A 22,894-nucleotide genomic window follows, 5' to 3' on the forward strand; every position below is an offset into this window, starting at 1 on the left:
AACTTTACATTGTTATGACAGGCTTCATAAAATTTTTTAATTGATACATTCTTGGGAGGAATGAAATGAAAGCTATTTTTGCTGCGTGTCTTCTAACTGTGTCTGCAACTGCGGTTGCTGAAACTAAGAGAGACATCTACGACATCATGTACTTACCGAACGCTGGAACTGCTTATGGCTTTACTGAGGCCAACCTCATCAGAGGTAACTTCATGTCTGAGGACAAGGTAAAAACTGAGAGAGATGGCTACCAATTTACTCAGACCCTTGGTTATGCCTTTTCAAATAGATTTTCTCTACAAGCTGACGTGAACTGGTTACAGACCAAGGTTCGTACATCTGGAATCTCATCGTATGATCAAGAAGGCCTAAGCGACCCAACCGTGACTGCCCGATACCGTTTAATTGATGACTCCCATTCACTAGATTTAATTGCTGAAGGGCTTATTTCAACTGGTGATGCAGAAACAAAATCTAATGGTGATGAAGATAATAAGCAGGGTGGTGCTGTTTATAAGATTGGTGCCCAATATGGCCTTAAGTCAGAGAACTTCCAATGGGCGGTTCTTGCAAAATATATTCGTAATATGGAAGCAACAGAAGACCTTAGTGGCGTTGGTAAACTAGATAGCAATGCTCACAACGCTTACCAGGTGAGAGGGGACCTTCTTGGAAAATTCAGCGAAAGAAATTTTGCTCGCCTGTTTTTAGGAGTGGATGTAACTGATGGTTTTGGTGGTGATGTTAGTAAAACAGCTCCAGCGACCGCTTACACTGTAGGTGGTGAGTATCAACATCTTTGCACAGAAAACTTCCTCTTCCGTGCTGGTCTCAATGTTCAGGAAATCTATCAGGACAAAGCGGATCAGAATACGAACGTGAAGCTTCTAGTTGGCGCTAACTACCAGTTCTAATTTTTTTATTTGGGGCCAATTTCTTGGCCCCTTCTTTAAAAAACTCCTAACAAATGCCCCTATAAATACAAAGGCTTGAAAATTTTTTAATTCATTTTAGAATTTTATTTCAACCTTCTTTAGGAGTTTTATGAAGTTTCTTGCTACGTTGACGTTACTTGCTGTTACTACTTCAGCTGCTCTAGCTGCTGACAGAGCAATCTATGACATTCAGTATTTACCAAATGCTGGAACGACTTTTGGTTTCACAGATCTAAACTATACAACTGTGAAGCTGGAGTCTGATGCTGATACAGACATCTCTGGTTATACATTTTCACAAACTCTTGGTCATTCACTCTCAGATCGCTTTTCTTTGGCCGCAGAATTGAACTATGCAAATATCGAATCTGATCCAGAAGGTGACACTACAACTGATGAGACTGGTATTTCAGATCTTACTCTTTCTGCAAAATACCGTCTTATTGATTCAGACCTTCGTCTTGATTTAATTGGTGGTGGAGTTGCAAGTCTTGGCGACTCAGATGTTGAATCCAATGGTGATTCTAACCATTTGCAAGGTGGTAACTCTCTTTTCTTAGGTGCTCAAGTTGGTAAGAAGTCAGAGGCTTTCCAATGGGCTGTTCTTGCTCAAGTTACACATAACTTCAAAGCAACTACAGATGTTGAAGGGTTCGGTGATGTTAAAGACGATGCTAATAATGAACTATTACTTCGTGGTGATATCCTGAATAAGCTTGGTGAAAAGTCTTATTTAAGATCTCACTTGGATATGCGATTCACAGAAGAGTTTGACGATAATGCTGATAACACAACAGCATCTACGACAACTTATACAATCGGTACCCAGTATCAGCATATTTGCTCATCTGATTTCATGGCGAAAGTTGGCGTTGATTATACAAAAGTAAATACGCTTTCTGGTCAAATTGATGATCTTACTGGCTGGAACTTCACGATCGGTGCTAACTACCAGTTCTAATTTTTTTGCCAACGCCGACTCCTTGGCATCGCCACGGGGCGCCCCGCTGCCACCGTCGGCATACCGGTCTCGTTCGGTACGCTAACTTCCTGACCATAAAAAAGGCCCTCTTTCGAGGGCCTTTCCATTAGTTATCCAAATAAGATTTAAGCAATTTTGCTCTCGACGGGTGACGAAGCTTTCTAAGTGCTTTCGCCTCGATTTGACGAATACGTTCACGTGTAACGAAGAAGTCCTGACCAACCTCTTCAAGAGTGTGGTCTGATTTTTCACCGATACCGAAACGCATACGAAGAACTTTTTCTTCTCTTGGAGTAAGAGTAGAAAGAACCGAACGAGTCTGTTCAGAGAGAGTCACGCTCATCACAGCGTCAGCTGGAGAGATGATCTTCTTATCTTCAATAAAGTCACCAAGTGATGAATCTTCTTCTTCCCCGATTGGAGTTTCAAGAGAGATTGGCTCTTTCGAGATCTTGAACACTTTTTTAACTTTATCTACTGAAAGCTCCATCTTCTCAGCGATCTCTTCCGGAGTTGGTTCACGACCAAGCTCTTGGATAAGCTGACGAGAAGTACGAGCAAGCTTGTTGATTGTTTCGATCATGTGAACTGGGATACGGATCGTACGACCCTGATCCGCGATAGCACGTGTGATCGCCTGACGAATCCACCAAGTAGCATAAGTTGAGAACTTATAACCACGACGGTACTCGAATTTATCAACCGCTTTCATTAGACCAATGTTTCCTTCCTGAATCAGATCCAGGAACTGAAGACCACGGTTTGTGTATTTCTTAGAGATTGAAACCACGAGACGAAGGTTGGCCTCAACAAGTTGAGACTTGGCTTTATCCGCTTTTTCTTCCCCTTGAACGATGATGTTGTACACCTGTTGGATATCTTCGAAGGCCATACCTGCGTCGATAGCAAGACGGCGTAGTTTACGAAGGATATCTTCCTGAGTACGGATCATTTGTTCAATCTTCGCGTCTGTTGTGAAGAGGTTACGAGCAAGCTCGCGCTTGAACGCATCGTCTTCCATAAGACGGTCGTAAAGAACTTTATAGGCGTCATCGTTAGCAACTTCGAGGAACTTGTAGATACGCTCTTGTTGCTCATAAAGTTCACGGAACTGAAGGTAGTAAGATTTAACCGGTTCAGTGAACGAGTTAATGATCTTACGGTTGAACGTTAGATCAACAAGCTCGTTACCGACCTTGTCCATGATCTTCTGTTCTTCTTTTTCCATCTTCTTCAGAGTACCGTCTTCGTTCACGATCTGAGTCAGAAGCTCTTTCACGTGTTCAACAACGGCGAAGATACGATCACGAGTTTCGTGAATCTCTTTCTCAGTTGATTCATCATCAAGACCACGAACGAGATCTTTTACGAATTCGTTCTGCTCTTCAGCTTGAACCACTTTGTTTTTAAGTTTAACGATCTCTTCCAGAGCGTGTTTCGACTTAAGACATGAAAGAACGATTTCTTTTTCACCTTCCTCGATTTCTTTGGCAATTTTTACTTCGCCTTCACGAGTAAGAAGGGCAACAGAACCCATTTTCTTCAAGTATAGTTTAACAGGGTCGCTGGAAGACGCGCGAAGCTCGGCCTCTTCGTCAACTGATAGAGGATCTTCAGCAACTTCTGTGCTGGTTTTTTCAGCTTCCTCTTCATCAACTTCCGGTGTTTTCACCAGAATGCGGGCCTCTTCGATTTTGTCCATGATTTGGTCAAGTGAAGCAGGATCAACGATGTTCGCTGGAATAGCGTCATTGATTTCTTCAGGAGTCAGATACGTCTGATCCTTACCTTTCATGACTAGACGAGAGAATTCCCGTGAGTTTAAAAATGCGACAACTACTGACATAGTATCTCCTAGAACTTAGGGCACTGTATTTTTGAGATTCAAAATCTCTTTATCTACCTTTGAGATTTCGCTCAAAATAAGATCAACTTCATTTTGCGTTTGCGAGGACTGCTGACGAACGACGAGCTCTTTGCGCTTTAACTTCAACTGGTCCATCCGTAGCATTAAGTGATAATCCTTCAACATCCGCTGAATCACTTTCTCGTTATATTTATTTCCATAGTGGAAAAGAGCATCAGTTCCTATATCGACCATTTCTTTTGAATAGCCGCCGTACTGAAGTTCATCTTGAACAATCGACACATATTCCGCATCGTCGATTTCCAAATAAATTTTAACGAGCCATTGAATTAGTTTTTTTACCTCAACATGCCCAATAGTGGCAAGAAATTCATCTGCATTTAAGTGCGTCAAGAACTCGGGATGACAGAGGATTTCTCGAATGAAGACCCTCTCGCTCTTGCTAGGAGGCAGGAGTACTTGACTTGCATTTTGAGTATGCAATTTTCGGGCCTCTTCCTCATTTTCTAAAAGAATTTCTTCGTTTTCTTGAATTTTCGGTCTTTCTATCGTCTGAGGAACCTTTTCTTTTTGGCGACTTAGAAATTCTTTGTAGCTCTCTAAAATCGTCGCAGAGTCCGATCTTAATCCTAGGCTTTTTGCCGCATTCACGATTCTTTCTGTGGCAGAAAGGTGTTCCTTCAAAGGCGATACCACTTCGAAAATGCGATGCAGGGTATTAAGTTTTAGATCGGTATTCTCCGGAATCGGCGTCGGCATGAGTTCCTGAATCAGGACGTCCAAATAGATAGGGGCCTTCTCGATACGCTCTAAAAGGGCCAGACGGCCTTCTTTTAAAAGAAATTCATCCGGGTCCTTACATGGATCAAAGGTCAGATACTTTGGCAGAACATTTACGGCCAGGAAATCAGCATTAATTCGCATCATCGCTTTTTTACCGGCAGCATCTGAGTCCATGCCGAGGTAAACGTTTTTCGTCATGTTGGAGAGTAGGCGAACTGAATGCTCGGAAAGCGCAGTTCCCATGGTCCCCACCGTTTGGTGAAAGCCAAACTGATGCATCATGATCACATCCATGTTTCCTTCAACAATGATGACCTGATCTGCCTGACGGATAGTATTCTTTCCGAAATAAAAACCAAAAAGAATAGAACCTTTATCAAAGGCAAACGACTCGCCCGAGTTAAGATACTTTGGATTTTGATCGGGGAGAACAGCACGTGAGCTGTATCCACGAATTTGCCCAGAGTGATCATGAATCGGAAACATCACGCGATCACGGTAGAAATCGTAATGGCTGTTTCTGTTTTCGTTATAACGAATGATTCCAATTTCCTTCGAGACTGAACGGGCGAAATCACCATCCGCACCTGGAATGGAATCTAGATATGAAAAGAGGGCATTGTTCCCAGGGGCGTAACCAATCTGCCACTTCTCAACTGTCTCTGGATCAAGCTTACGCTTGGCCAGGAACTCCGTATAAGGTGGAGGATTTTGAGTGGCCACTTTTTTATATAATTTAACCGAAGCATTCAGAACTCTGAATGCCATTTCAATTTTTGGATTCTTCTTTTTTTCTTTCTGCTCTTCGAATGGAAGACCCAGAATGCCCGCGATCTCACGAAGAGCATCCACGAACTCAATGCGTTTAAATTCTTTAACGAACGTAATCGCATCTCCGCCGGCGCCACATACAAAGCACTTGTACATGCCCTTAGTGTCGTTCACCTTGAGAGAAGGTTTTGTATCAGGATGGAAAGGACAAATCCCTTCTAAATTGGCACCACGTTTGTTCAAGGACATATAGTGCGACAGCACCATTGAAACTGGCGATTCTTTGATCCGGTCTTTCAACTCTTCAAAGGCCACGGCTATCCTTAGATCTTGCGTAGTACGATCGATTTAATCAATGTTCCCTGAGATAGGAATATCTTTTCAAACTTCGTCGTGAATTGCGACAAGAAATGTTCTGGATATTCATTGCGCAGGTCACGAGATTGAAGAAGAACCTCAAAACGAGTTTCATCTTTAAGATGCTCAAGCATCCATTCAAAATAGCCATCGTGATCTGTTTTCACGAATAGGGTACCACCGGGCTTAAGCACCTTGTGGCAGGCATTGAGAAATGGTTTTTGAAACAGACGCTTCTTGTGATGACGAGTCTTAGGCCATGGGTCAGGGAAGAAGTAGAAAACAGATTGTACTTCGTTCTCCTGGAACATGAACTCGAGACGCTCGCCGCGAGCACGAAGATAGCGAAAGTTTTTGTGTTCAAGTTTATCAAGTTTCTTCGCAACACTAAAGCTGCGCTTGAAACGATGATCAAGACCGATGAAATTCACGTCCGGATATTTCTGACAATATTCCATCATGAATTCGCCGTATCCTGTCCCGATCTCAACTTCGATAGGTTTTTCGTTCTTGAACAGCTGGCCCCACTTACCAACATTGCTTTCAGCTTCTTCGTCACGAAGAACGAAAGAATCAAAGACCTCGAGCTTGTCGTGGTAAGGGTTATCGTGGGTGTACTTAAAATCAGAACGATAAGCGAAGTTATCTTCTAAGGTTTTTCTGGCAGGTTTTTCAATTGTCATAGAGGGGAAATAGCAAAAAAACACGTTGCAGTAAATAAAAAAGCCCTTCCGGTTAAGGAAGGGCCTTGTCTTTTCAGATTCTAACGTCTTAGCCGATCAATTTAAGAGCACTTTGACCATTCATGTTGGCCTGAGCGAGTACCGAAGTACCGGCCGAGCCGATGATCGAGTTACGGGCCTGCTTAGCAGTTTCCTCAGCATAGTCCACATCGCGAATACGGCTGTTAGCAGCACTCATATTCTCAGTGTAGGTCTGCAAGTTATTCGAAGTCGATGTCAGACGGTTTTGAAGGGCACCAAGTACCGCTCTTTGACCCGACACCTTCTCGATAGCAGCATCAATAGATGCAAGACTATCTTGAGCGCCTTCTTTACTGTTCACAGAAAGTGAGCTTACACCCAGAGCTTCGACACCAGAGTTAAGTTGGCCTGGATCGAAACCAATTCTGTCTTTAAACTCATCTGCACCTGTACCAACCTGGAATTCTTGTTTTTCACCTTCACCATTCAGCAGTGTTTTACCGTTGAATTGTGTCACCTGAGAAATACGTTCCATCTCAGATTTTAGTTGTTGATATTCCAGATCCGTCATACCTCTTTCTACATCACCTACCGTATCAGAAGAAGATTGGATCGCAAGCTCTCTCATACGTGTCAAAATGTTTGATGTTTCATTCAGACCACCTTCCGCTGTTTGTACCATTGAGATACCATCGTTAGCGTTACGGTTAGCTTGTTGAGCTGAACGAATCTCTGTTTTTAATTTCTCAGAGATCGCCAAACCCGCAGCATCGTCTGCTGATTTTGTGATTCGGTTACCTGAAGAAAGTTTTGCGAAACTTTCTTGTGTCTCACGATTCACTTTACCAACTGAGTTCTGCGCCTGAAGTGAAGCAACGTTTGTGTTAATTCTGAAACCCATAGACTATCCTCCGGTTAAAATCATTACCAACCTCCAAGTCAGATGATGGATTTGTTCGTGTCCATCATTGAGCAACCTTGCTCTGTTTTTATTTTTAGGCCGCATCACCATGATGTTGCCGTTGTTGACCAAGCATTTCGGTGCGTTTTTGATGAAACATGAGGAATATTTTGCCTAAAAAGTAAGAAAAAAAATGGAGAGTAATATGGTTAGATATTTCTAAGTTAGCGACAAAATAAGAGCGCTTGACCTGCTGAGTCAGGTAATTAATAAGTTTTATTTTCAGTCAGCTTTCTCGACGTGCCATTTTAATTTAGGTAAAATTCCGAAAAAAATTCTTCTTCAAAGAGAGAGTGAAATGAAAGTTCCTTTTATTGATATCCTTCGTTACGAAAACAACTTCCTTGCAACTGTATCTGAAAAGGCCGCTGAGCTTTTAAAGAACGGTCACTTCGTAGGTGGTCCAGTTGTTGGTCAATTCGAATCGGCCATCAAAGATTATACAAAAACAGCATATGCTCTTGGTTGTGCTAACGGTACAGACGCTATTCAACTTGCTCTTAGAGCAGCTGGTGTAGAGAAGAACGATAGAGTACTTCTTCCAGATATGACTTTCTGGGCGACATTCGAAGCAATCGTAAACGTTGGTGCAGTTCCATACACAATCGACGTATCTCGCGAAACTCTTCACCTGACTCTTGCTTCAGTGAAAGAGGGTGTAGAGAAGTTCAATCCGAAGGCGATCCTTATGGTTCACCTTTACGGATGGGCATGTCCTGAAACACTTGAGATTCGTGAATACTGTAAATCAAAAAATGTAATCCTGGTTGAAGACTGTGCTCAGGCCATTGGTGTAAAAATCAAAGGTGAGTCTCTTCTAACAAACGCAGTTGTTTCTACAACAAGCTTTTATCCTGCAAAAGTTCTTGGAGCGAGTGGGGACGCTGGTGGTGTATTCACAACTGATGAGAAAGTTGCAACCGCTACTAAGATTCTTCTTAACCACGGTCGTACTGGTCACTATGATCACGGAATGATTGGTTGGAACTCTCGTCTTGGTGCTTATGAAGCGATGTTCATGGTTGAGTCTCTAAAACACCTTGATGCTCGTCTTGATAGCCGTCGTCATGTGGTAGAAGAGTACCGTAAGAAAATTAAAAACCCGGCACTTAAAATGATGGCACCATCAAAAGACGTTTGGGAAAACGGATACCTTTCAGTTGCTCTAATGACTCCTGAAACTCGTCCAGCGTTCACTGAATATCTAAAGGCAAATGATATTGGTTTCGGGACTGTGTATCCGGGAGCAATGAGCGTTCAACCGGGAGCTGCTGCTCATATCGGTGGAAAAATCTCTCACGGTCATGCTGAGTGGATTTCAAAATCAGTGATCAACCTTCCATGTTTCGCCTATATGAAACAAGAAGAGATTGATTACGTGATTGAGAAGGTGAATGCGTTTAAGGCCTAGTCTTTTTCAGCCACTGCTCAATTACGAGCGCGGCCTTCTTGGCCAAATTAGGATCCCTCTGAATCATATCGTTGAGTCGTTTTTGAAGCGACTCAACGATTTTTTTTTCATGGAGGTTCTTGTCGTCTGCGCCTACCTGATAAAGCTTCGCATAGTCAGAAGGCCTTAATTTCGGTGCGGCCATAACGAATCTTCTTATTAGGCCACAGCTTCTGGAGCGCGACGCTTGTGGGAAGCAACTTTTGTAAGATGCTCTTCGATAATTTCGTAAAGTTCAAGTTTAGTAGATTTAGGGTCCATGCCTTCTGGCATTACAGAGTACACAACTTCATTGTTTACTTCAGAGAAGATAAACCAAGTGTTACCGATCTTTTGGAAAAGAACGTCTTTCACGTTGTTTTTTACTGTGTTTGATTTTTTAGCAGTTGATGTAGTCATGTTACCCTCCATGGTTTCGACTAGCGAACTCACATCCTGTAAGTTCATTTGATCAACTCTTCGGTAGGGGCTGTTTAAACTTTAGGCATTATGAAAAAAATATGAAAAATTTTTTTGCACAATTCCCGAGCTAATTAGTACGCGGATTGGATACCGATATACCCGCCTAACGTGAATGTTGTTCCTGTACTAAATTTATCATCACCGAGGTTTTCCCACCAAGAAGCCTGACTACCACCATTTTTTGCCTGGAAAGAAGTTGCCGTTTCCATCTCAAGAGCGGTTCCTAAGACGAAATCTATCTCTTCCAGGACGTTTTTACGGTGATATTGGAGGGCCAGACGAGGGCTGAAAGAATAGCCCTGATATTTTCTGGCATCAGTCGCGATACCATCAGTTTGGGTAATGGATAGCTGATTAAAAAGATTTACTATTAGATTGAGAGACAGGTTAATACGGTTCTTCTCGCCTTTAAAAGCGTCGTAACTGACCGTAGGACCAAGTCCTACCTTAATGCCTTTTTCTTCTGAATAGCGCTTCGTGAAGAAGGTATAAGAGTTTTCAAATGAGCGTACATTTAGGGTCCCACCGATAAAGAGACGATTATGGTAGTTCCCCTTGGCCTCTCTAAGTAGGGTCAAGTTTGCATCGAATGGACTTTGATAGCCCTTGGTTCTGACATCGTCCTTGTAAGGGTAGCTTTCAAAATAAGGCTGAGTAAGACCAATGAGAAATTGTCCACGATAGCCGGTTGGGTTTTTAATGGGGTAGTTCTTCGGAAGAGGTTCCTCTAAGCGATAATCAGTCGGATCTTTTGTGTTCTGAAACTGAGTAAATTCTCGTGAGTCATTAAAGTAAACATAAATATGTTCAGAAAGAACGTAGACCTGATTGCCCTGACGATCCAGAGTCGGAATGAACTCGTCTTCAAGATAGTAAGTGTTTTCGGCCTCACCACGGAAAAGTGGATCCTGATTGTACTCAGGACTGCTCTTCATTTTCAACTTAAGCGCCTGAAGCTTTTCCTTAGAGGGCGCCATCCTTTGAAAACGATTTTCGTTCGCAATGGATGGGTGAATTTTAATCACATCACCTTTTCTTTTATATTGAACCACCGGAGCATCATAGCTTGGATACTTAAACATCGGCGCTTCAAGCACTGTAATGACCGCATCTAATGCCATGGCCTCAAGACAAAAAAAGAAAGTCAGGAACAGTAACTTTTTCATTGGAAGACCTGTGCGAAAGAAAGTCCAAAACTCTTATTCGTTTCATTCGATGCTTGAAGCGTCGAGGTGTTGCTTTGATCTTTCATATTAAGCCATTGGGCCTGATAGAAAACACCGATCACAAATTCTCCCCATGAGTTTTGAATCGGTCTCTCAATTGATGAAAGAAGATCGGCCGAATTAAACTTCTGAGTAATACTTCCTGTTGGTCTTTCAGCTTGAACTCGAGCAAGAGGACTCACGCGAAACTGAGTCTGAAAGCGTAGAGGTTGTCCCAGGATCTCAAATTCTTTGGTCTTAAATTGCGGGCCGAAAGATGGTGCAGTGTACTTGATTTTTCCACCATCGTAGGCGGTTTGTTCGAAGTGAAGAACGGCCCCAACTTTAATAGGTAATCTCCACTGTGTGAAAAAATGCATCCCATATTGGGTGGTATTTCCATTTGAAATGGTGGTGTCGTTAAAAAGCTTTGCCATGTAATCACCTTGGGCGACACCGGCATAAAAGCTAAACTCTGGTGGAATAGAAAGTTTTGTATCGTATTCTGCGCGAACAATATTGTCCGGAGCTGGAGTGTACTTTAGAGGGGGCTCATACATCGCGAGTTCACCTTTAATAGGTTCCACATAACGACTTAGGATTCTCCAGGTCACAGTTCCGTTTTTATTTTGAATGTACTTAAAACCGTTTTCATCTTCCAGGTTGAAGTAACGGATATAAGAATTGCGAGAAAGAGTATAGTTCTTGTTGTCTTCTAAATTTCGAACCGGAACACCTGCATTGACCGCACCCATCTGAGTTCCGCTATTAACAATCGTCGTAAAGTGAACGATTTTTTTGGGAGGTTGGTAGTTACGGCCTTGTCTGTTGATATTAATTTCATCTTCGGAGCTTTGGTAGTCATTGTAAGTAGGAAGTTCCTCGTCGAGATCCTGAATGGCCTTAAGATCAGACTGCGTCTGAGCAAATGCCACGGGAGTGAGAAGAAGAAGCATCCACCACATCTTAGCCGCCCCAATGTTTCAGAAGATGTTGTGCTTTAACTAGTGTCTCGTAATTTGATTCGTGTTTTACGATATCACGGTGAATCTCATCAATGCCGATCCATTTGAAGTCTTGATGTTCGTGAGAATCAATTTTCACTTCCCACTTCTGATCAAGAATAATGAGGAAAGATTCCTCATGGCATTTTCTTTCACGCTGATCAGTGAACTCGTATTTAAGTCCAAGGTTCAGCATATCCATGATGGTTTCGATATTAAGACCGGTTTCCTCAATGGCCTCTCTGAGTCCACCTTCTTCGTAGGTTTCGCTGTCCTCGAGTTTGCCCGTCACGTTTTGCCAGAAGCCACCACGACGTTCATTGGTTCTAAGGAGTAAAAATTGAAACTTATGACTAGGTTGGTCAAGAGCGGCCAGGACCACCTGAGCTTTTTTGGTTTTTGAACTCATAATTTATTATGAGCGACAAGATCAGGATTGTCCAAAAACTCGAGTGAGATTTTAGGTAGTTTGCTCCGCGTAGCCGACCTTAAAACTCAACTTATAAATTGCGTCATATAGCTGGATTTGATATGAAGAATAGATGAATGATTTAAATACGATACTCTTCAATATAGCTCAGTCCCTGCCAGGGTTTTTGCTTGCTATCGTGACTCACGAAGCGGCCCATGCATGGATGGCGAATAAATTTGGAGATCCAACTGCGAAAAACGCAGGTCGTTTAACTTTAAATCCTGCTGCTCACTATGATCCATGGGGAACCATCTTCTTCCCACTTCTGGCCGCAGTAACAAACTTCGCCATGATTGGTTGGGCCCGTCCGGTGCCAATCGAAATCCGTAATTTTAAAAAGATTCGTTCTGGGATTTTCTGGGTAAGCTTCGCTGGTCCGCTATCGAACCTTATTCTCGGAACACTCTCGGCCCTGATACTCGCTGTGATTGCTACGAAAGTTTCTCCTGATTGGGGCTACTACCGTATTTCTATTCGCATGCTTCAGTACTCAGTATTCATTAACTTCATTTTGGCCTTCTTCAATTTGATCCCACTTCCGCCACTTGATGGTTCGAAAATGGTTTCATCTTTTCTAAAAGGTCAGGCGCTTTATAAGTATGAGAACTTCGCCCGTTATACACCGGTGATTTTCATCATGGTGATGGCCCTAAGTTTTATGGGAATTCACACTCTGAGCTACGTACTTATGCCGGCCCAAATGATCGCTAATTATTTAATGTTCACCTTTGTAGGACTCTTCGGAGGAATCGTATGACCGAGAATGAAATCCTAGTTAAGATAGATCGTTTCGACGGTCCTTTGGCACTTCTTCTTCACCTTATTCAGAAAGAAGAAATGCGCATCCAGGAGCTTGAGCTCAATACGATCACTAATCAGTATCTTGATTATCTTCAAAAGATGCAGGACCTGAACTTCGATGTGGCAGGTGAGTATCTTTATATGGCCGCGACTCTTCTTTATTTGAAGTCGCAGACTATTGCCGACGAGTCTCAGGATCAAAACCTGATCAAGATTACGGCCGGTGAAATGGGCCTAGAGATTCAGACTCGTGGAGAGTTGATTAAGCGTCTTGAGGAGCTTGAACGCTTCCAACGTCTTGGTCAGCGTCTTTGGGGCCTTCCAAAAAAAGGTCACGAGATCTTCGTTAAAAACAAAGTGGATCGTAAGGCGATTGAAGATTCAATCCTTACTCCTATTGATCTTCAGCAATTAACAGAAACCATGATGGATCTTATTCGTCGTGAGAAGCGCAAATATGCGGTTGTGAAGCGTGACCGTCTCTCAATTAAGGAGAAATTGGTTCGTCTTAAGTCTATGCTTAAGGAAGGCGACACAACTCAATTTGATAAGCTTCTAGATGAAAATGAAACAGGAATTATTGATAAAGTAATCACCTTTATCTCTCTTCTTGAGCTTGCTCGTCTGAAAAAATTACAAATTTTCCAAAACGAGGACAAGGGCTCCATTTACATCGAGGTTAAGGAAAGTTTAGAGTCTTTCGATCCAGAAACAGCAAATGGTTTCGATCCGGAAGGCGAAGCAAACAAACCAAAAGAAGCGGCAGCCCCTGCGGAAGCAGCGGCCCCTATCCAATAAGGAAGTGCTATGGATTCGATGAACGACATCAACTACGAATGGGATCTTTCTGTTGAAGCGCAAGCTATCGCAGAAGTGTCGGAAGTTGAGACTGTTGAAACAGTTGAAGTTGCAGCTACAGAAACTCCAGCAGAAGAAGGCTTCTCGCTTGATCTCAATCACTACGATGAGAAAGAGCAGGAAGACATGCTTTGGCAGGCACGTACTGGTCTAAATGCAGACACTCTTTGTGGTGCTATCGAAACTATCATTTTCATGTCTGACCGCCCGATCTCAATCCAAAAGATCAAGGCCCAGATTGATAACGAACTTCCACTTCGTGTTATTCACGAATCACTTTCTAAGCTTCAGGCCGGTTACGAAGAGAAATTCCATGGTATTCGTCTGGTAGAAGTTGCTGAAGGGTACCAGTTCCGTACGAAGGCGACTTATTCGAAATTCGTTCAGAACCTATTTAAGATCAATTCACTTGTTCTTACTCCAACAGCTCTAGAAGTGTTGGCGATCATTGCCTACAAACAACCAGTTTCTAAGACTGAAGTTGAAAAAATCCGTGGTGTGGATTCATCTCACATCATCCGCGCTCTTATGGATAAGCGTCTCGTGAGAATCACTGGCCGTTCGGAAGAGCTAGGTCGTCCGTCACTATTTGGTACGACTGATGAATTCCTTGAAGTCTTTAACCTTGCTGATATCTCTGGTCTTCCACCTGAGTATGAGCTTGAAGAAATGGCTACTAAGAACACGATTGGTACAATCGCTGACATTAAATCAGTGGTGTTCCGTTCTGAGAACCTTTCTAAGTTCAGCGCTGATGAGTCTGATGAGCTTGAGAGACTTTCTAATGACATCAATCTTATCGCTGCCGATACAAATTTCACGGCCCTTCTTAAGTCTGAAGAGAAGAGAAAAACAGATGGCGAAACAACTGTTCGTAAGTCTGCATTCGATATTCTTGAAGACTTCGTAAACCGTGAAGAGTCTGTTCGTCAGACGAAGGCCGCGGCCGATTCAATTACACTTATGAATGTCATCGACGCGAAAGTTGTCGATATCGCTGAAGAGGGTGTGATCTTCAATGCTCCTGAAATTGATGAGGAGTTTGAGGCCCTAAGAGCAGCAGAAATTGCGGAAATCGAAGAAGCTGAAGCAGTTCACATTGCCGAAGAAGTTTCGAATTTCGAATCAATGGATCTTGCCCAAGAAGCTGAGGAATTAGAGCGTGCTTTAGACCTCGCTTTCGAAAACCTAACTGGCGAAAAGCTTGAAGAGGGCGAGATGGCCTTTGATGTTGATGGTGATATCAACAACTTAGACTTCACAATTGATGAAGCTATTACCAAGGGTAAAGATTTTGATCTTGACCTGGCGTTCCTAAATGAAGTACCTGTACCAGCTATAGAGAATAGCGACGAGAATACCTAATAGGTCTCGTCGCTCTTTTCGTTCAACCTTATAACTGCCGGGAGGCAGATTGGAGTCAAAAATGTCTAATCAAGACCTTTCTATCCGTTTACAAAAAGTAATTGCAGATTGTGGTGTTACATCAAGAAGAAAAGCTGAAGGCTATATCCTTGATGGCCGAGTAACAGTTAACGCGAAAGTAGTGACTGAGCTTGGAACAAAAGTGAACCCGCACACAGACATCATCCAAGTGGATGGCGTGACTCTAGAGCTAGCAGCGATTGATAAAGTGTATGTTGTACTTAATAAGCCACGTGCTTATATGACAACTCTTTCAGATCCTGAAGGCCGTCCGACTGTAATGGACCTTATCTACGGTGTTAAACAAAGAATTTTCCCTGTTGGTCGTCTCGATTATCTTTCTGAAGGTCTTTTGATCCTTACGAATGATGGTGACCTTGCCAACATGATCATGCACCCTCGTTACGAAGTTGAGAAAGTGTACGAAGTAAAAGTTTTCGGTCACGTTAACGAAGCACTTCTTGCAAAAATCAAGCGTGGGGTAATGACTGAGGACGGTCTATTGAAGCCGAAATCAGTTCGAGTGATTGAACAGCTTCCAAATAAGACATGGCTTGAGTTCCGCCTTAACGAAGGTAAGAACCGCGAGATTCGTAAGATTTGTGATGCTGTAGATCTGACTGTAGATAAACTTCGTCGTGTTGCCATCGAAGGTCTGAACATTCAGTCTCTTCCAGTTGGCCAATATATGTTCACAACTCGTAAAGAACTTCTTAAAGCATTAGGTCTTAACGAGCACGGTGAGAAAGTTGCTCTTCGTAAGTTCGTATCTGCTAAGAAGACCCTTAACACGACAAAAGTTGCTAAGATCGTTTCTAAAACAGCTCGTCCAGCTGATGACAAACGTTTCCATAGCTTCCGTAAGGAAAGTTATTACGAGACAGTTGCGTCAATTAAAGATCTTAAGATGCGTCAAGCTGAAGAAGAGGCTACAAAGAAAGCAGAGGCAGAAGCACAAGAAAGAGCTGCGCATTTCGCTAAGTCTATGAAGAAGTCTTCGAAGCCAAGAGGTTATGGAAATAAAAATTAAGAAAGGGAAAATCCTCATTTACCGAGTCTTCGACATCGGTTCAGAGATTGACCTTGAAAAAGTTGAGGCCCTTTTTGAAGATAAAAAACTCAAAGGCCGCTTCAAACTAGATCGTAAACACAACATGTCCCTTATCATCTCGAGTTCACCGCTCTCAATTCAGTTGGGATCGGTGAACATGAGATTACAAGACCAGATGGTCGCGGCCGAATTGATTGCAAAAGTTTGGTACTTCGGAACCGTCTCTCTTTGTTTCCAGATTCCTATTCCTGAAAATACAAACTGGCCTGAACTCGTGAAGATCGCGAGCTGGATCGAGAACGACGAAGAGATCGAAGTTCTTGCTCGTGAGAAGGCGAAGCAGTTCCAGAACGATATTAAGAACGCCATTCCGGTTCTGAATGAATGGAGCATGAATGAAGATTATGTGACGTACTTCATTCAGGAACTTGATGGCCTGCAAGGCCCACTTTCTACTCTGACTGAGAAAGTAGATGTGCCTGCACTTATTCTAGCTGAATCAAAAGACATTCTTTCTGAGCAAGTGAAGAAGAACATCCTAGAGAACACTTATCAGTATTCAAGAGATGATCTAGTTGTTGTTGATTGGAACTCAGCACTTGTCGTTGAACCAAACGGTTCAATGGATGTGCCGCTGGTTATTGAGTTTGCTCTGAACCAATTGCTTGAACTTCGTTACTACGATGATCTTCTCGATCAGCGTCTAAATACGCTCTACAATGAAGTTGTGGGGAAGAAGCGTGGTCTTCTTTCAAACAAATACTCTCGTCTTGCTGAAGATGCGGGACAGATTTATCTCGAGATCTCAGAGATCGTTGAGAACGTAGAAAACTCATTTAAGACGGTGGGGGATTTTTATCTCGCCACAATCTTCCGTGCTTCTTCGAAAAGATTCCGTTTCGATGATTGGCAGAAGAGCATTAATGAGAAGCTTGGCAACCTGGCCGAGATCTCAAAGTTATTGCATTCAGAGGTGAGTGAGTCGAGAAATCAGACGTTAGAGATTATTATTATCGTGTTGATTGCGATTGAGGTTGTACCTTTCTTGTACAACCTCTCGCAGTAGAACTAATTGTCGATATTGTTTAGGTTCTGCTCATCCATAGATTCAGTTAAAAAATCTACGGCGAATTCTACGGCCTGATCACCATAGGCCATTTCCTTGTGATCAACAGCGAAGTTCGCGTGCTTGATAAGTTCAGCAGTTTTTCTCATAAGCTCTGCACTGGCGTCGAAGTATTCACCTTCTTCTTCAGAAGCTAATACATGAGCAAGTAGGGCGTGAACACTCTTGATCAGACGGACTTGAGTTGAAGTTAGTTCTTCTGTATCAAGCTTCATCGTTAATTCGTTGTTCTTTTGACCTAGGCTTTGCATATTTTGATCCTTTTTAAGCACCATCAGGACCTTTATCGGGATAATCCCTAGGAAATTTAGCTATTTATGCCGGAGTAAAAGATTTCGGGTTTTAGCTTTACAAGCTGGGTTGAGGAGCGTATAACTACTTTAATTTCCAAGACTTTCATTATCAATCGCGGGATGGAGCAGTCTGGTAGCTCGTCGGGCTCATAACCCGAAGGTCGTAGGTTCAAATCCTGCTCCCGCAACCAAAATCCTTAAAATTCAATTGTTGTTACTTTCACTACGCCTGCGGACCGCCAGCGAAAGTGGATAAGCTTATGTTTTACGTCTCTTTGCTATAGAATGATTTACTCGTTTGGATAATACCAACAATTTGGTCTAACTCCCAAAATATCTCCCTGAGAAAGAGAGCAGTTCCCACTTGATTCTTCTGTGTCTGATAAAGAATTTTTGACGTCTTTATTGCAAAGACTTCCATTAAATAGAGTATTAAGTCTACATTGCAGTTCCGAATGAGCTTGGTAAATGTGTCCCTTTGCATAAGGTCTGTCGTTAATATCAAATTCAATACGAGGAAGTGGTTCATTGTAGATCTTATTAACTTCAATGTTAGTAGCTTCGATGAGGTTTTTACTCGCCATCGCAGAGCGGATACAAACATTCACTTCATCAACATTCGCATAGGCCTCAGTGCATTTATCTGTGACAAATTTTGAGACCTTTAAGTTACTAACAACTTTGCTATTTTCAATTGAGTCACTGAATATTCTTTTTGAACATTTAAGAGTGGCAAAATAGTCGGCCTGACCTTCAACAGAGAGCCAAGAGTGCTTTTTCACTTTTGGATATCCTCCTAAGTGATGCCCTAATTCATGACATAACAAAATAGTGAAGCCGTCTTGGTTTAAGAACTTTAATCGAGCAAATCCACCATTCGCATGGACTTTCCAAATTTTTGAATCTGTTGATCTACTTGTGTGAGCATTAATCGTAGAGTTGCTCCAGTTGCCGAGAATGGCTAGTTTCGCTCCCATCTCTTGTACATCTTGGGCGAACTCGTTTTGAACCTTACTAATAGTCGTCTCAAACTCTTTTTTAGAGATAGCGGCAAAGGTAAAGTTAGTGCTCAAGAGCAGGATAATTAATCCTAGTGCCTTCATTTGTAGTTTCCCAATAAAGTTTATGTCTTATTTTAGAATATATTCGTGGCATGTAGGCCTTATCTGGTAAATAAGAGGTGACTGTTTAATATCTAGGCAGCCTCTGTAATATCAGAGGCTTGAACGAAAATGTCTACTTCCGCCAGCGAAAGTGAATCGGAACACGTAGGTTGTAAGACCTTCGCATACACAAAACCACCTGTTAATATTCCATCTATGAATAATGATCAAACTGACTTTGAATTGGTTTTGAGAACCGTCATGCCTTTCGGTAAATACAGCGAAAAGAGGTCTGTATGAGAGAACAAAAACTTCTAAAAATTCTTAAAGAGACATTCGGATATACGTCATTTCGTTTCGAGCAGCTTAAAATCATTAACTCAGTTTTAGACGGTAAAGACACGCTCGCTATCATGCCCACTGGTGGTGGTAAATCGCTTTGTTATCAAATCCCTGCTCTTTACCTTAATGGAATTACGATCGTGATTTCTCCTCTCATCTCCTTGATGCAAGATCAGGTAATGAATTTAAAAGAAGTAGGGGTCAAGGCCGTCTTTCTCAACTCGTCTCTCAGTTATCATGAATCAAGAAAAGCAAAAGAAAAAGTTAAACAAGGTAAAGTTAAACTTGTTTATGTTTCTCCTGAGGGAATTCTATCTCCGAATTTGATGGAGTTTTTTAAGGACGTCGAAATTTCACTTATTGCTATCGACGAAGCTCATTGCGTTTCCCAGTGGGGGCATGAGTTCAGAAAAGATTATACAAGACTTGGTGAACTCAAAGATTCATTTCCGGATGTACCAGTAATCGCTTTGACGGCCACTGCAGATGCGAAGACAAGAAGTGACATTTCGGATCAATTGAGATTGAACTCCCCTGCGATTTTTATTTCTTCGTTTGATCGTCCGAATATTAAATACATGATCCAAGATAGGGATGATGAGCTTAAGCAACTAGATAAATTCATCAAAACTTACCATCCTGAAGATACTGGCATTGTTTATTGCCTTTCGAGAGAAAAGGTCGAGAGAGTTGCTGCTGCTCTTAAGAAGATGGGATATCCGGCAGTACCGTATCATGCGGGACTTTCTCAAGAGATTAGAACAAGCAATCAAGAACGCTTCAATGTGGACGATAGAATCATCGTTGTCGCTACCATTGCATTTGGGATGGGTATTGATCGTCCTGATGTGCGGTTTGTGGCCCACTTAGATTTACCTAAAAGTATTGAGAGCTATTATCAGGAAACTGGACGTGCGGGACGAGACGGGTTGCCATCGACTGCTTGGATGATCTATGGATTGCAGGACGTGGTTAAGCTTTCTCAGATGCTTGCGACGACTGAAGCGGATGAGAACTATAAGAAAATTGCCAGACATAAATTAGATTCAATGCTCGCTTTGTGTGAGGCCGCTAGTTGCCGTCGTCAATTTCTTCTTCAGTATTTTGGTGAGGTAGGAAAGAACTCTTGCAACTATTGTGATACGTGTATTTCACCTCCGGTCATGTGGGATGCAACCATTGATGCTCAGAAGATTATGTCGGCCATTTATCGAACGAAACAGATTTATGGGGCCGGGCATGTCATTGATGTTCTAAGAGGAAGTAAGAGTGCAAAGGTTCTTGAGAGAAAGCACGATGAACTCTCTGTTTTTGGGATTGGAAAGAATCAACCTAAAGAGCATTGGGACATTATTCTTAGACAATTGATGAATTTGAACTACGTTTCTATTAAGGATTGGGAGTATCGAGGTCTTTGTTTGAATCAAAAGTCTTTGGAAATTTTAACAGGTGGCCAAAAGCTACAGCTAAGAAAACAAAAATTGGCCTTAACCAAAACTGATAAGAAAGAAACTTCTAGGTCGAAGGATATCAGGCATGATCACCATGATCTTTTCGAAGCCTTGCGTAATTTGAGGAATAGTATCGCCAAAGAAAAGAAGCTGCCTTCCTATATCGTTTTCAATGACAAGTCTCTCCATGATATGTGCAGCCTTCTTCCTCGTAATGAAGATGAATTTTTAATGGTTCATGGGGTTGGACAGAGTAAGTTTGAATCCTATGGCGAAGCCTTTTTAGAAGTCATCGGAGAGTATATTAATACCAAGTAACATATTAATGGCCCAGTTTTGAGAATACCGCGTCACCCTGTCAGCTATTCGAATGACTCAAACTTGTACTCTAAAGGCCGCAATGTTAAAGTAAACGCCTAAACGTTTAAGGAAGACATATGCGCCAATTAGAAAACTACGCTCTCGGTAAATGGACACATGGCCTTGGTGAAGGTCAGCAGCTTTTTAATGCTGTGACTGGTGAAGCTCTTTATACAGCTAGCTCTCGCGGTCTGAATTTTGCCGATATGATGGATTATGCTCGTACAACTGGTGGGAAGAAGCTTCGTAAGATGACCTTCCAAGAACGTGGGCGCATGTTGAAGGCCCTGGCACTTCATCTCAATGAGAAGAAAGAAGAGTTCTATAAGATCAGTTATCTCACAGGTGCCACTCGTGTAGACTCATGGATTGATATTGAAGGTGGTATCGGTAACTTGTTTGCGTATGCCTCTCTTCGTCGTCAGTTCCCAGATCTTCCTTATTACGTAGATGGCGATATGGAAAAGCTCTCTAAGGGCGGCACTTTTGTTGGTCACCACATCGCTGTTCCTAAGCAAGGTGTAGCGATTCATATCAACGCTTTCAACTTTCCGGTTTGGGGAATGCTTGAAAAAATCGCGGTTAACTTGTTTGCTGGTGTTCCAGCGATTGTGAAGCCGGCGACTATCACGAGCTTTCTAACAGAAGCAGTTGTGAAAGAAATCGTTGCTTCAAAAATTTTGCCGGAAGGTTCACTACAGCTTATCTGTGGTTCGGCCAATGGAATTCTTGATCATGTCATGAATCAAGACGTCGTGACATTCACTGGTTCGGCTTCGACTGGGAAAATGCTTAAGTCGCATCCTCGTTTAGTGCAAGAGTCAGTGTCATTCAATCTAGAAGCAGATTCTTTGAATGCCATGGTTCTTGGTCTCGATGTGAAACCAGGCTCAGCTGAGTTTGATATTTTCATTAAAGAGGCCGCGAAAGAAATCACTATTAAGGCCGGTCAAAAATGTACGGCCGTACGTCGCTTGATCGTTCCAGAAAATCTAATCGAAGCTGTTCAAGAGGGACTTTCAAAACGTCTTGCCACAACGACGATTGGTAACCCTGAAAATAAGGATGTTCGTATGGGTTCACTTGCTGGTGAGACTCAACGTAAAGAAGTTCGTGAGAAAGTAAATGCATTAGCTCTTTCTCAAAAAATTGTTTTCGGTAATTTGGATGAGTTTAATGTGATTGGTGCTGATGCCAAAAAAGGTGCATTCATGCCGCCGATCTTGTTCTTAAATGAGAAGCCATTTGAGAAAACGGACTGTCACAACATTGAGGCCTTTGGTCCGGTTTCTACTCTTATGCCTTATAAAACAACAGAAGATGCGATCGAGCTTTCTCGTATGGGTCTTGGTTCACTAGTGTCTTCAATTGCAACTGCTGACGATAACATCGCTCGTGAGTTCGTAGTAGGTGCTGCTAGTATGCACGGACGTATTCTAGTGATGAACGCTGAATGTGCCAAAGAAAGCACAGGTCACGGTTCTCCGATGCCAATGATGGTTCACGGTGGGCCAGGCCGCGCAGGTGGCGGTGAAGAGATGGGTGGTAAGCGCGGGGTTATGCACTACCTTCAGCGTACGGCCATTCAGGGCAGTCCAACGACTCTAACTAAAATTACGAATCAATATCAGTATGGGGCGAAGCAGGCGATTTCCGAAGTTCACCCATTCCGCAAATACTTTGAAGAATTGCAAGTGGGCGAGACTCTCATTACTGAAAAACATCATGTGACGTTGCAAGACATTGAGAACTTCGCTGATCTGTCAGGGGACAAGTTCTATGCTCACATGGATGAGAAATCGCTTGAAGGTACTATGTTCAAGGGACGAGTAGCTCATGGCTATTTCATCCTATCAAGAGCTGCTGGTCTATTTGTTGATCCACCGAAAGGTCCAGTACTTTTAAATTACGGTCTAGATGAGTGCCGTTTCATTAAGCCAGTTTATCCGGGTGCTACGATTGGTGTGCGCTTCACTTGCAAGGAGAAAGTCGATCAAGAGAAGAAGTCGCCGGAGGATATCGCCAAAGGTATCGTGAAGTGGCTGGTGGATGTTTACGATGAGACCGGTGATTCGGTGGCGATTGCGACGATTCTCACGATGGTGAAAAAGAAGAATCAAGATATCTAATC

General features: G+C 42.5%; 21 protein-coding genes, 1 tRNA gene and 1 pseudogene. 11 read left to right on the forward strand and 12 right to left on the reverse strand.

The window, feature by feature from the left end:
• Positions 1–65: 65 nt before the first annotated feature.
• Both ACJVC5_RS07725 and ACJVC5_RS07730 read left to right on the forward strand, forming a co-directional pair.
• Complete coding sequence (locus ACJVC5_RS07725; protein WP_408098796.1) at positions 66–914, forward strand: outer membrane beta-barrel protein; 849 nt, start codon at positions 66–68, stop codon at positions 912–914.
• Between the two features lie 130 nt (positions 915–1,044).
• On the forward strand, positions 1,045–1,896 hold the full coding sequence (locus ACJVC5_RS07730) for a hypothetical protein (protein WP_408098797.1): 852 nt from the start codon (positions 1,045–1,047) through the stop codon (positions 1,894–1,896).
• 127 nt (positions 1,897–2,023) lie between these two features.
• Here the strand turns inward: ACJVC5_RS07730 and rpoD are convergent, their stop codons facing one another.
• From rpoD to ACJVC5_RS07755, 5 genes and pseudogenes are all read right to left on the reverse strand, one after another.
• A complete protein-coding gene (rpoD, locus tag ACJVC5_RS07735) occupies positions 2,024–3,454 on the reverse strand; it encodes an RNA polymerase sigma factor RpoD (RefSeq protein ID WP_408099227.1) in 1,431 nt (476 codons plus the stop codon).
• Positions 3,428–3,763 (reverse strand): annotated as a pseudogene (locus ACJVC5_RS07740) (RNA polymerase sigma factor region1.1 domain-containing protein); the annotation flags it as partial. The pseudogene ACJVC5_RS07740 and the gene rpoD, both read right to left, overlap by 27 nt.
• A gap of 15 nt (positions 3,764–3,778) precedes the next feature.
• Positions 3,779–5,653 (reverse strand): DNA primase, encoded by a 1,875-nt coding sequence (gene dnaG, locus ACJVC5_RS07745; protein ID WP_408098798.1) that lies wholly within the window; start codon positions 5,651–5,653, stop codon positions 3,779–3,781.
• Positions 5,654–5,661: 8 nt separating this feature from the next.
• The gene (gene trmB, locus ACJVC5_RS07750; RefSeq protein WP_408098799.1) at positions 5,662–6,378 is read right to left on the reverse strand and encodes a tRNA (guanosine(46)-N7)-methyltransferase TrmB; all 717 of its coding nucleotides are present in this window, start codon (positions 6,376–6,378) and stop codon (positions 5,662–5,664) included.
• An 88-nt stretch (positions 6,379–6,466) separates the two neighbouring features.
• Positions 6,467–7,300 (reverse strand): flagellin, encoded by an 834-nt coding sequence (locus ACJVC5_RS07755; RefSeq protein ID WP_408098800.1) that lies wholly within the window; start codon positions 7,298–7,300, stop codon positions 6,467–6,469.
• 358 nt (positions 7,301–7,658) lie between these two features.
• Between ACJVC5_RS07755 and ACJVC5_RS07760 the strand changes: the two genes are divergently transcribed.
• Entirely contained in the window at positions 7,659–8,771 is a 1,113-nt protein-coding gene (locus ACJVC5_RS07760; protein WP_408098801.1) for a DegT/DnrJ/EryC1/StrS family aminotransferase, read from the forward strand.
• On the opposite strand, the gene ACJVC5_RS07765 is transcribed toward ACJVC5_RS07760, so the two are convergent.
• From ACJVC5_RS07765 to ACJVC5_RS07785, 5 genes are all read right to left on the reverse strand, one after another.
• A complete protein-coding gene (locus ACJVC5_RS07765; RefSeq protein ID WP_408098802.1) occupies positions 8,761–8,955 on the reverse strand; it encodes a hypothetical protein in 195 nt (64 codons plus the stop codon). The genes ACJVC5_RS07760 and ACJVC5_RS07765 overlap by 11 nt on opposite strands.
• A gap of 14 nt (positions 8,956–8,969) precedes the next feature.
• Positions 8,970–9,209, reverse strand: coding sequence for a hypothetical protein (locus ACJVC5_RS07770; RefSeq protein WP_408098803.1), 240 nt, complete (start codon positions 9,207–9,209; stop codon positions 8,970–8,972).
• Between the two features lie 134 nt (positions 9,210–9,343).
• Positions 9,344–10,438 carry a hypothetical protein gene (locus tag ACJVC5_RS07775; RefSeq protein WP_408098804.1) on the reverse strand — a complete coding sequence of 365 codons (1,095 nt, stop codon included), beginning with the start codon at positions 10,436–10,438 and terminating at the stop codon, positions 9,344–9,346.
• Complete coding sequence (locus tag ACJVC5_RS07780) at positions 10,435–11,442, reverse strand: hypothetical protein (protein ID WP_408098805.1); 1,008 nt, start codon at positions 11,440–11,442, stop codon at positions 10,435–10,437. Before ACJVC5_RS07780 ends, ACJVC5_RS07775 begins: the two co-directional genes overlap by 4 nt.
• 1 nt (position 11,443) lies before the next feature.
• Positions 11,444–11,890 (reverse strand): NUDIX domain-containing protein, encoded by a 447-nt coding sequence (locus ACJVC5_RS07785; RefSeq protein WP_408098806.1) that lies wholly within the window; start codon positions 11,888–11,890, stop codon positions 11,444–11,446.
• A 133-nt stretch (positions 11,891–12,023) separates the two neighbouring features.
• Between ACJVC5_RS07785 and ACJVC5_RS07790 the strand changes: the two genes are divergently transcribed.
• The 5 genes from ACJVC5_RS07790 to ACJVC5_RS07810 all read left to right on the forward strand — a co-directional run bounded on the left by ACJVC5_RS07790 (position 12,024) and on the right by ACJVC5_RS07810 (position 17,154).
• The gene (locus ACJVC5_RS07790) at positions 12,024–12,710 is read left to right on the forward strand and encodes a site-2 protease family protein (protein WP_408098807.1); all 687 of its coding nucleotides are present in this window, start codon (positions 12,024–12,026) and stop codon (positions 12,708–12,710) included.
• Positions 12,707–13,552 carry a segregation and condensation protein A gene (locus tag ACJVC5_RS07795; protein WP_408098808.1) on the forward strand — a complete coding sequence of 282 codons (846 nt, stop codon included), beginning with the start codon at positions 12,707–12,709 and terminating at the stop codon, positions 13,550–13,552. Before ACJVC5_RS07790 ends, ACJVC5_RS07795 begins: the two co-directional genes overlap by 4 nt.
• Before the next feature lie 9 nt (positions 13,553–13,561).
• On the forward strand, positions 13,562–14,977 hold the full coding sequence (gene scpB / locus ACJVC5_RS07800; protein ID WP_408098809.1) for an SMC-Scp complex subunit ScpB: 1,416 nt from the start codon (positions 13,562–13,564) through the stop codon (positions 14,975–14,977).
• 61 nt (positions 14,978–15,038) lie between these two features.
• Positions 15,039–16,067, forward strand: a complete 1,029-nt coding sequence (locus ACJVC5_RS07805; protein ID WP_408098810.1) for a pseudouridine synthase — start codon at positions 15,039–15,041, stop codon at positions 16,065–16,067.
• Positions 16,051–17,154, forward strand: coding sequence for a hypothetical protein (locus ACJVC5_RS07810; RefSeq protein ID WP_408098811.1), 1,104 nt, complete (start codon positions 16,051–16,053; stop codon positions 17,152–17,154). The genes ACJVC5_RS07805 and ACJVC5_RS07810 overlap by 17 nt, the downstream gene beginning before the upstream one ends.
• A 2-nt stretch (positions 17,155–17,156) precedes the next feature.
• On the opposite strand, the gene ACJVC5_RS07815 is transcribed toward ACJVC5_RS07810, so the two are convergent.
• Complete coding sequence (locus tag ACJVC5_RS07815) at positions 17,157–17,465, reverse strand: hypothetical protein (protein WP_408098812.1); 309 nt, start codon at positions 17,463–17,465, stop codon at positions 17,157–17,159.
• A gap of 156 nt (positions 17,466–17,621) precedes the next feature.
• Between ACJVC5_RS07815 and ACJVC5_RS07820 the strand changes: the two genes are divergently transcribed.
• A tRNA-Met gene (locus ACJVC5_RS07820) sits at positions 17,622–17,698 on the forward strand.
• A gap of 99 nt (positions 17,699–17,797) precedes the next feature.
• On the opposite strand, the gene ACJVC5_RS07825 is transcribed toward ACJVC5_RS07820, so the two are convergent.
• Positions 17,798–18,610, reverse strand: a complete 813-nt coding sequence (locus ACJVC5_RS07825) for an ImmA/IrrE family metallo-endopeptidase (protein WP_408098813.1) — start codon at positions 18,608–18,610, stop codon at positions 17,798–17,800.
• Between the two features lie 296 nt (positions 18,611–18,906).
• Between ACJVC5_RS07825 and recQ the strand changes: the two genes are divergently transcribed.
• Both recQ and paaZ read left to right on the forward strand, forming a co-directional pair.
• On the forward strand, positions 18,907–20,721 hold the full coding sequence (recQ, locus tag ACJVC5_RS07830) for a DNA helicase RecQ (RefSeq protein ID WP_408098814.1): 1,815 nt from the start codon (positions 18,907–18,909) through the stop codon (positions 20,719–20,721).
• Positions 20,722–20,840: 119 nt separating this feature from the next.
• Entirely contained in the window at positions 20,841–22,892 is a 2,052-nt protein-coding gene (gene paaZ / locus ACJVC5_RS07835) for a phenylacetic acid degradation bifunctional protein PaaZ (protein WP_408098815.1), read from the forward strand.
• Positions 22,893–22,894: the final 2 nt, after the last annotated feature.

Origin of the sequence: Peredibacter sp. HCB2-198 (assembly GCF_045999315.1) — a bacterium.
GTDB lineage: Bacteria > Bdellovibrionota > Bacteriovoracia > Bacteriovoracales > Bacteriovoracaceae > Peredibacter.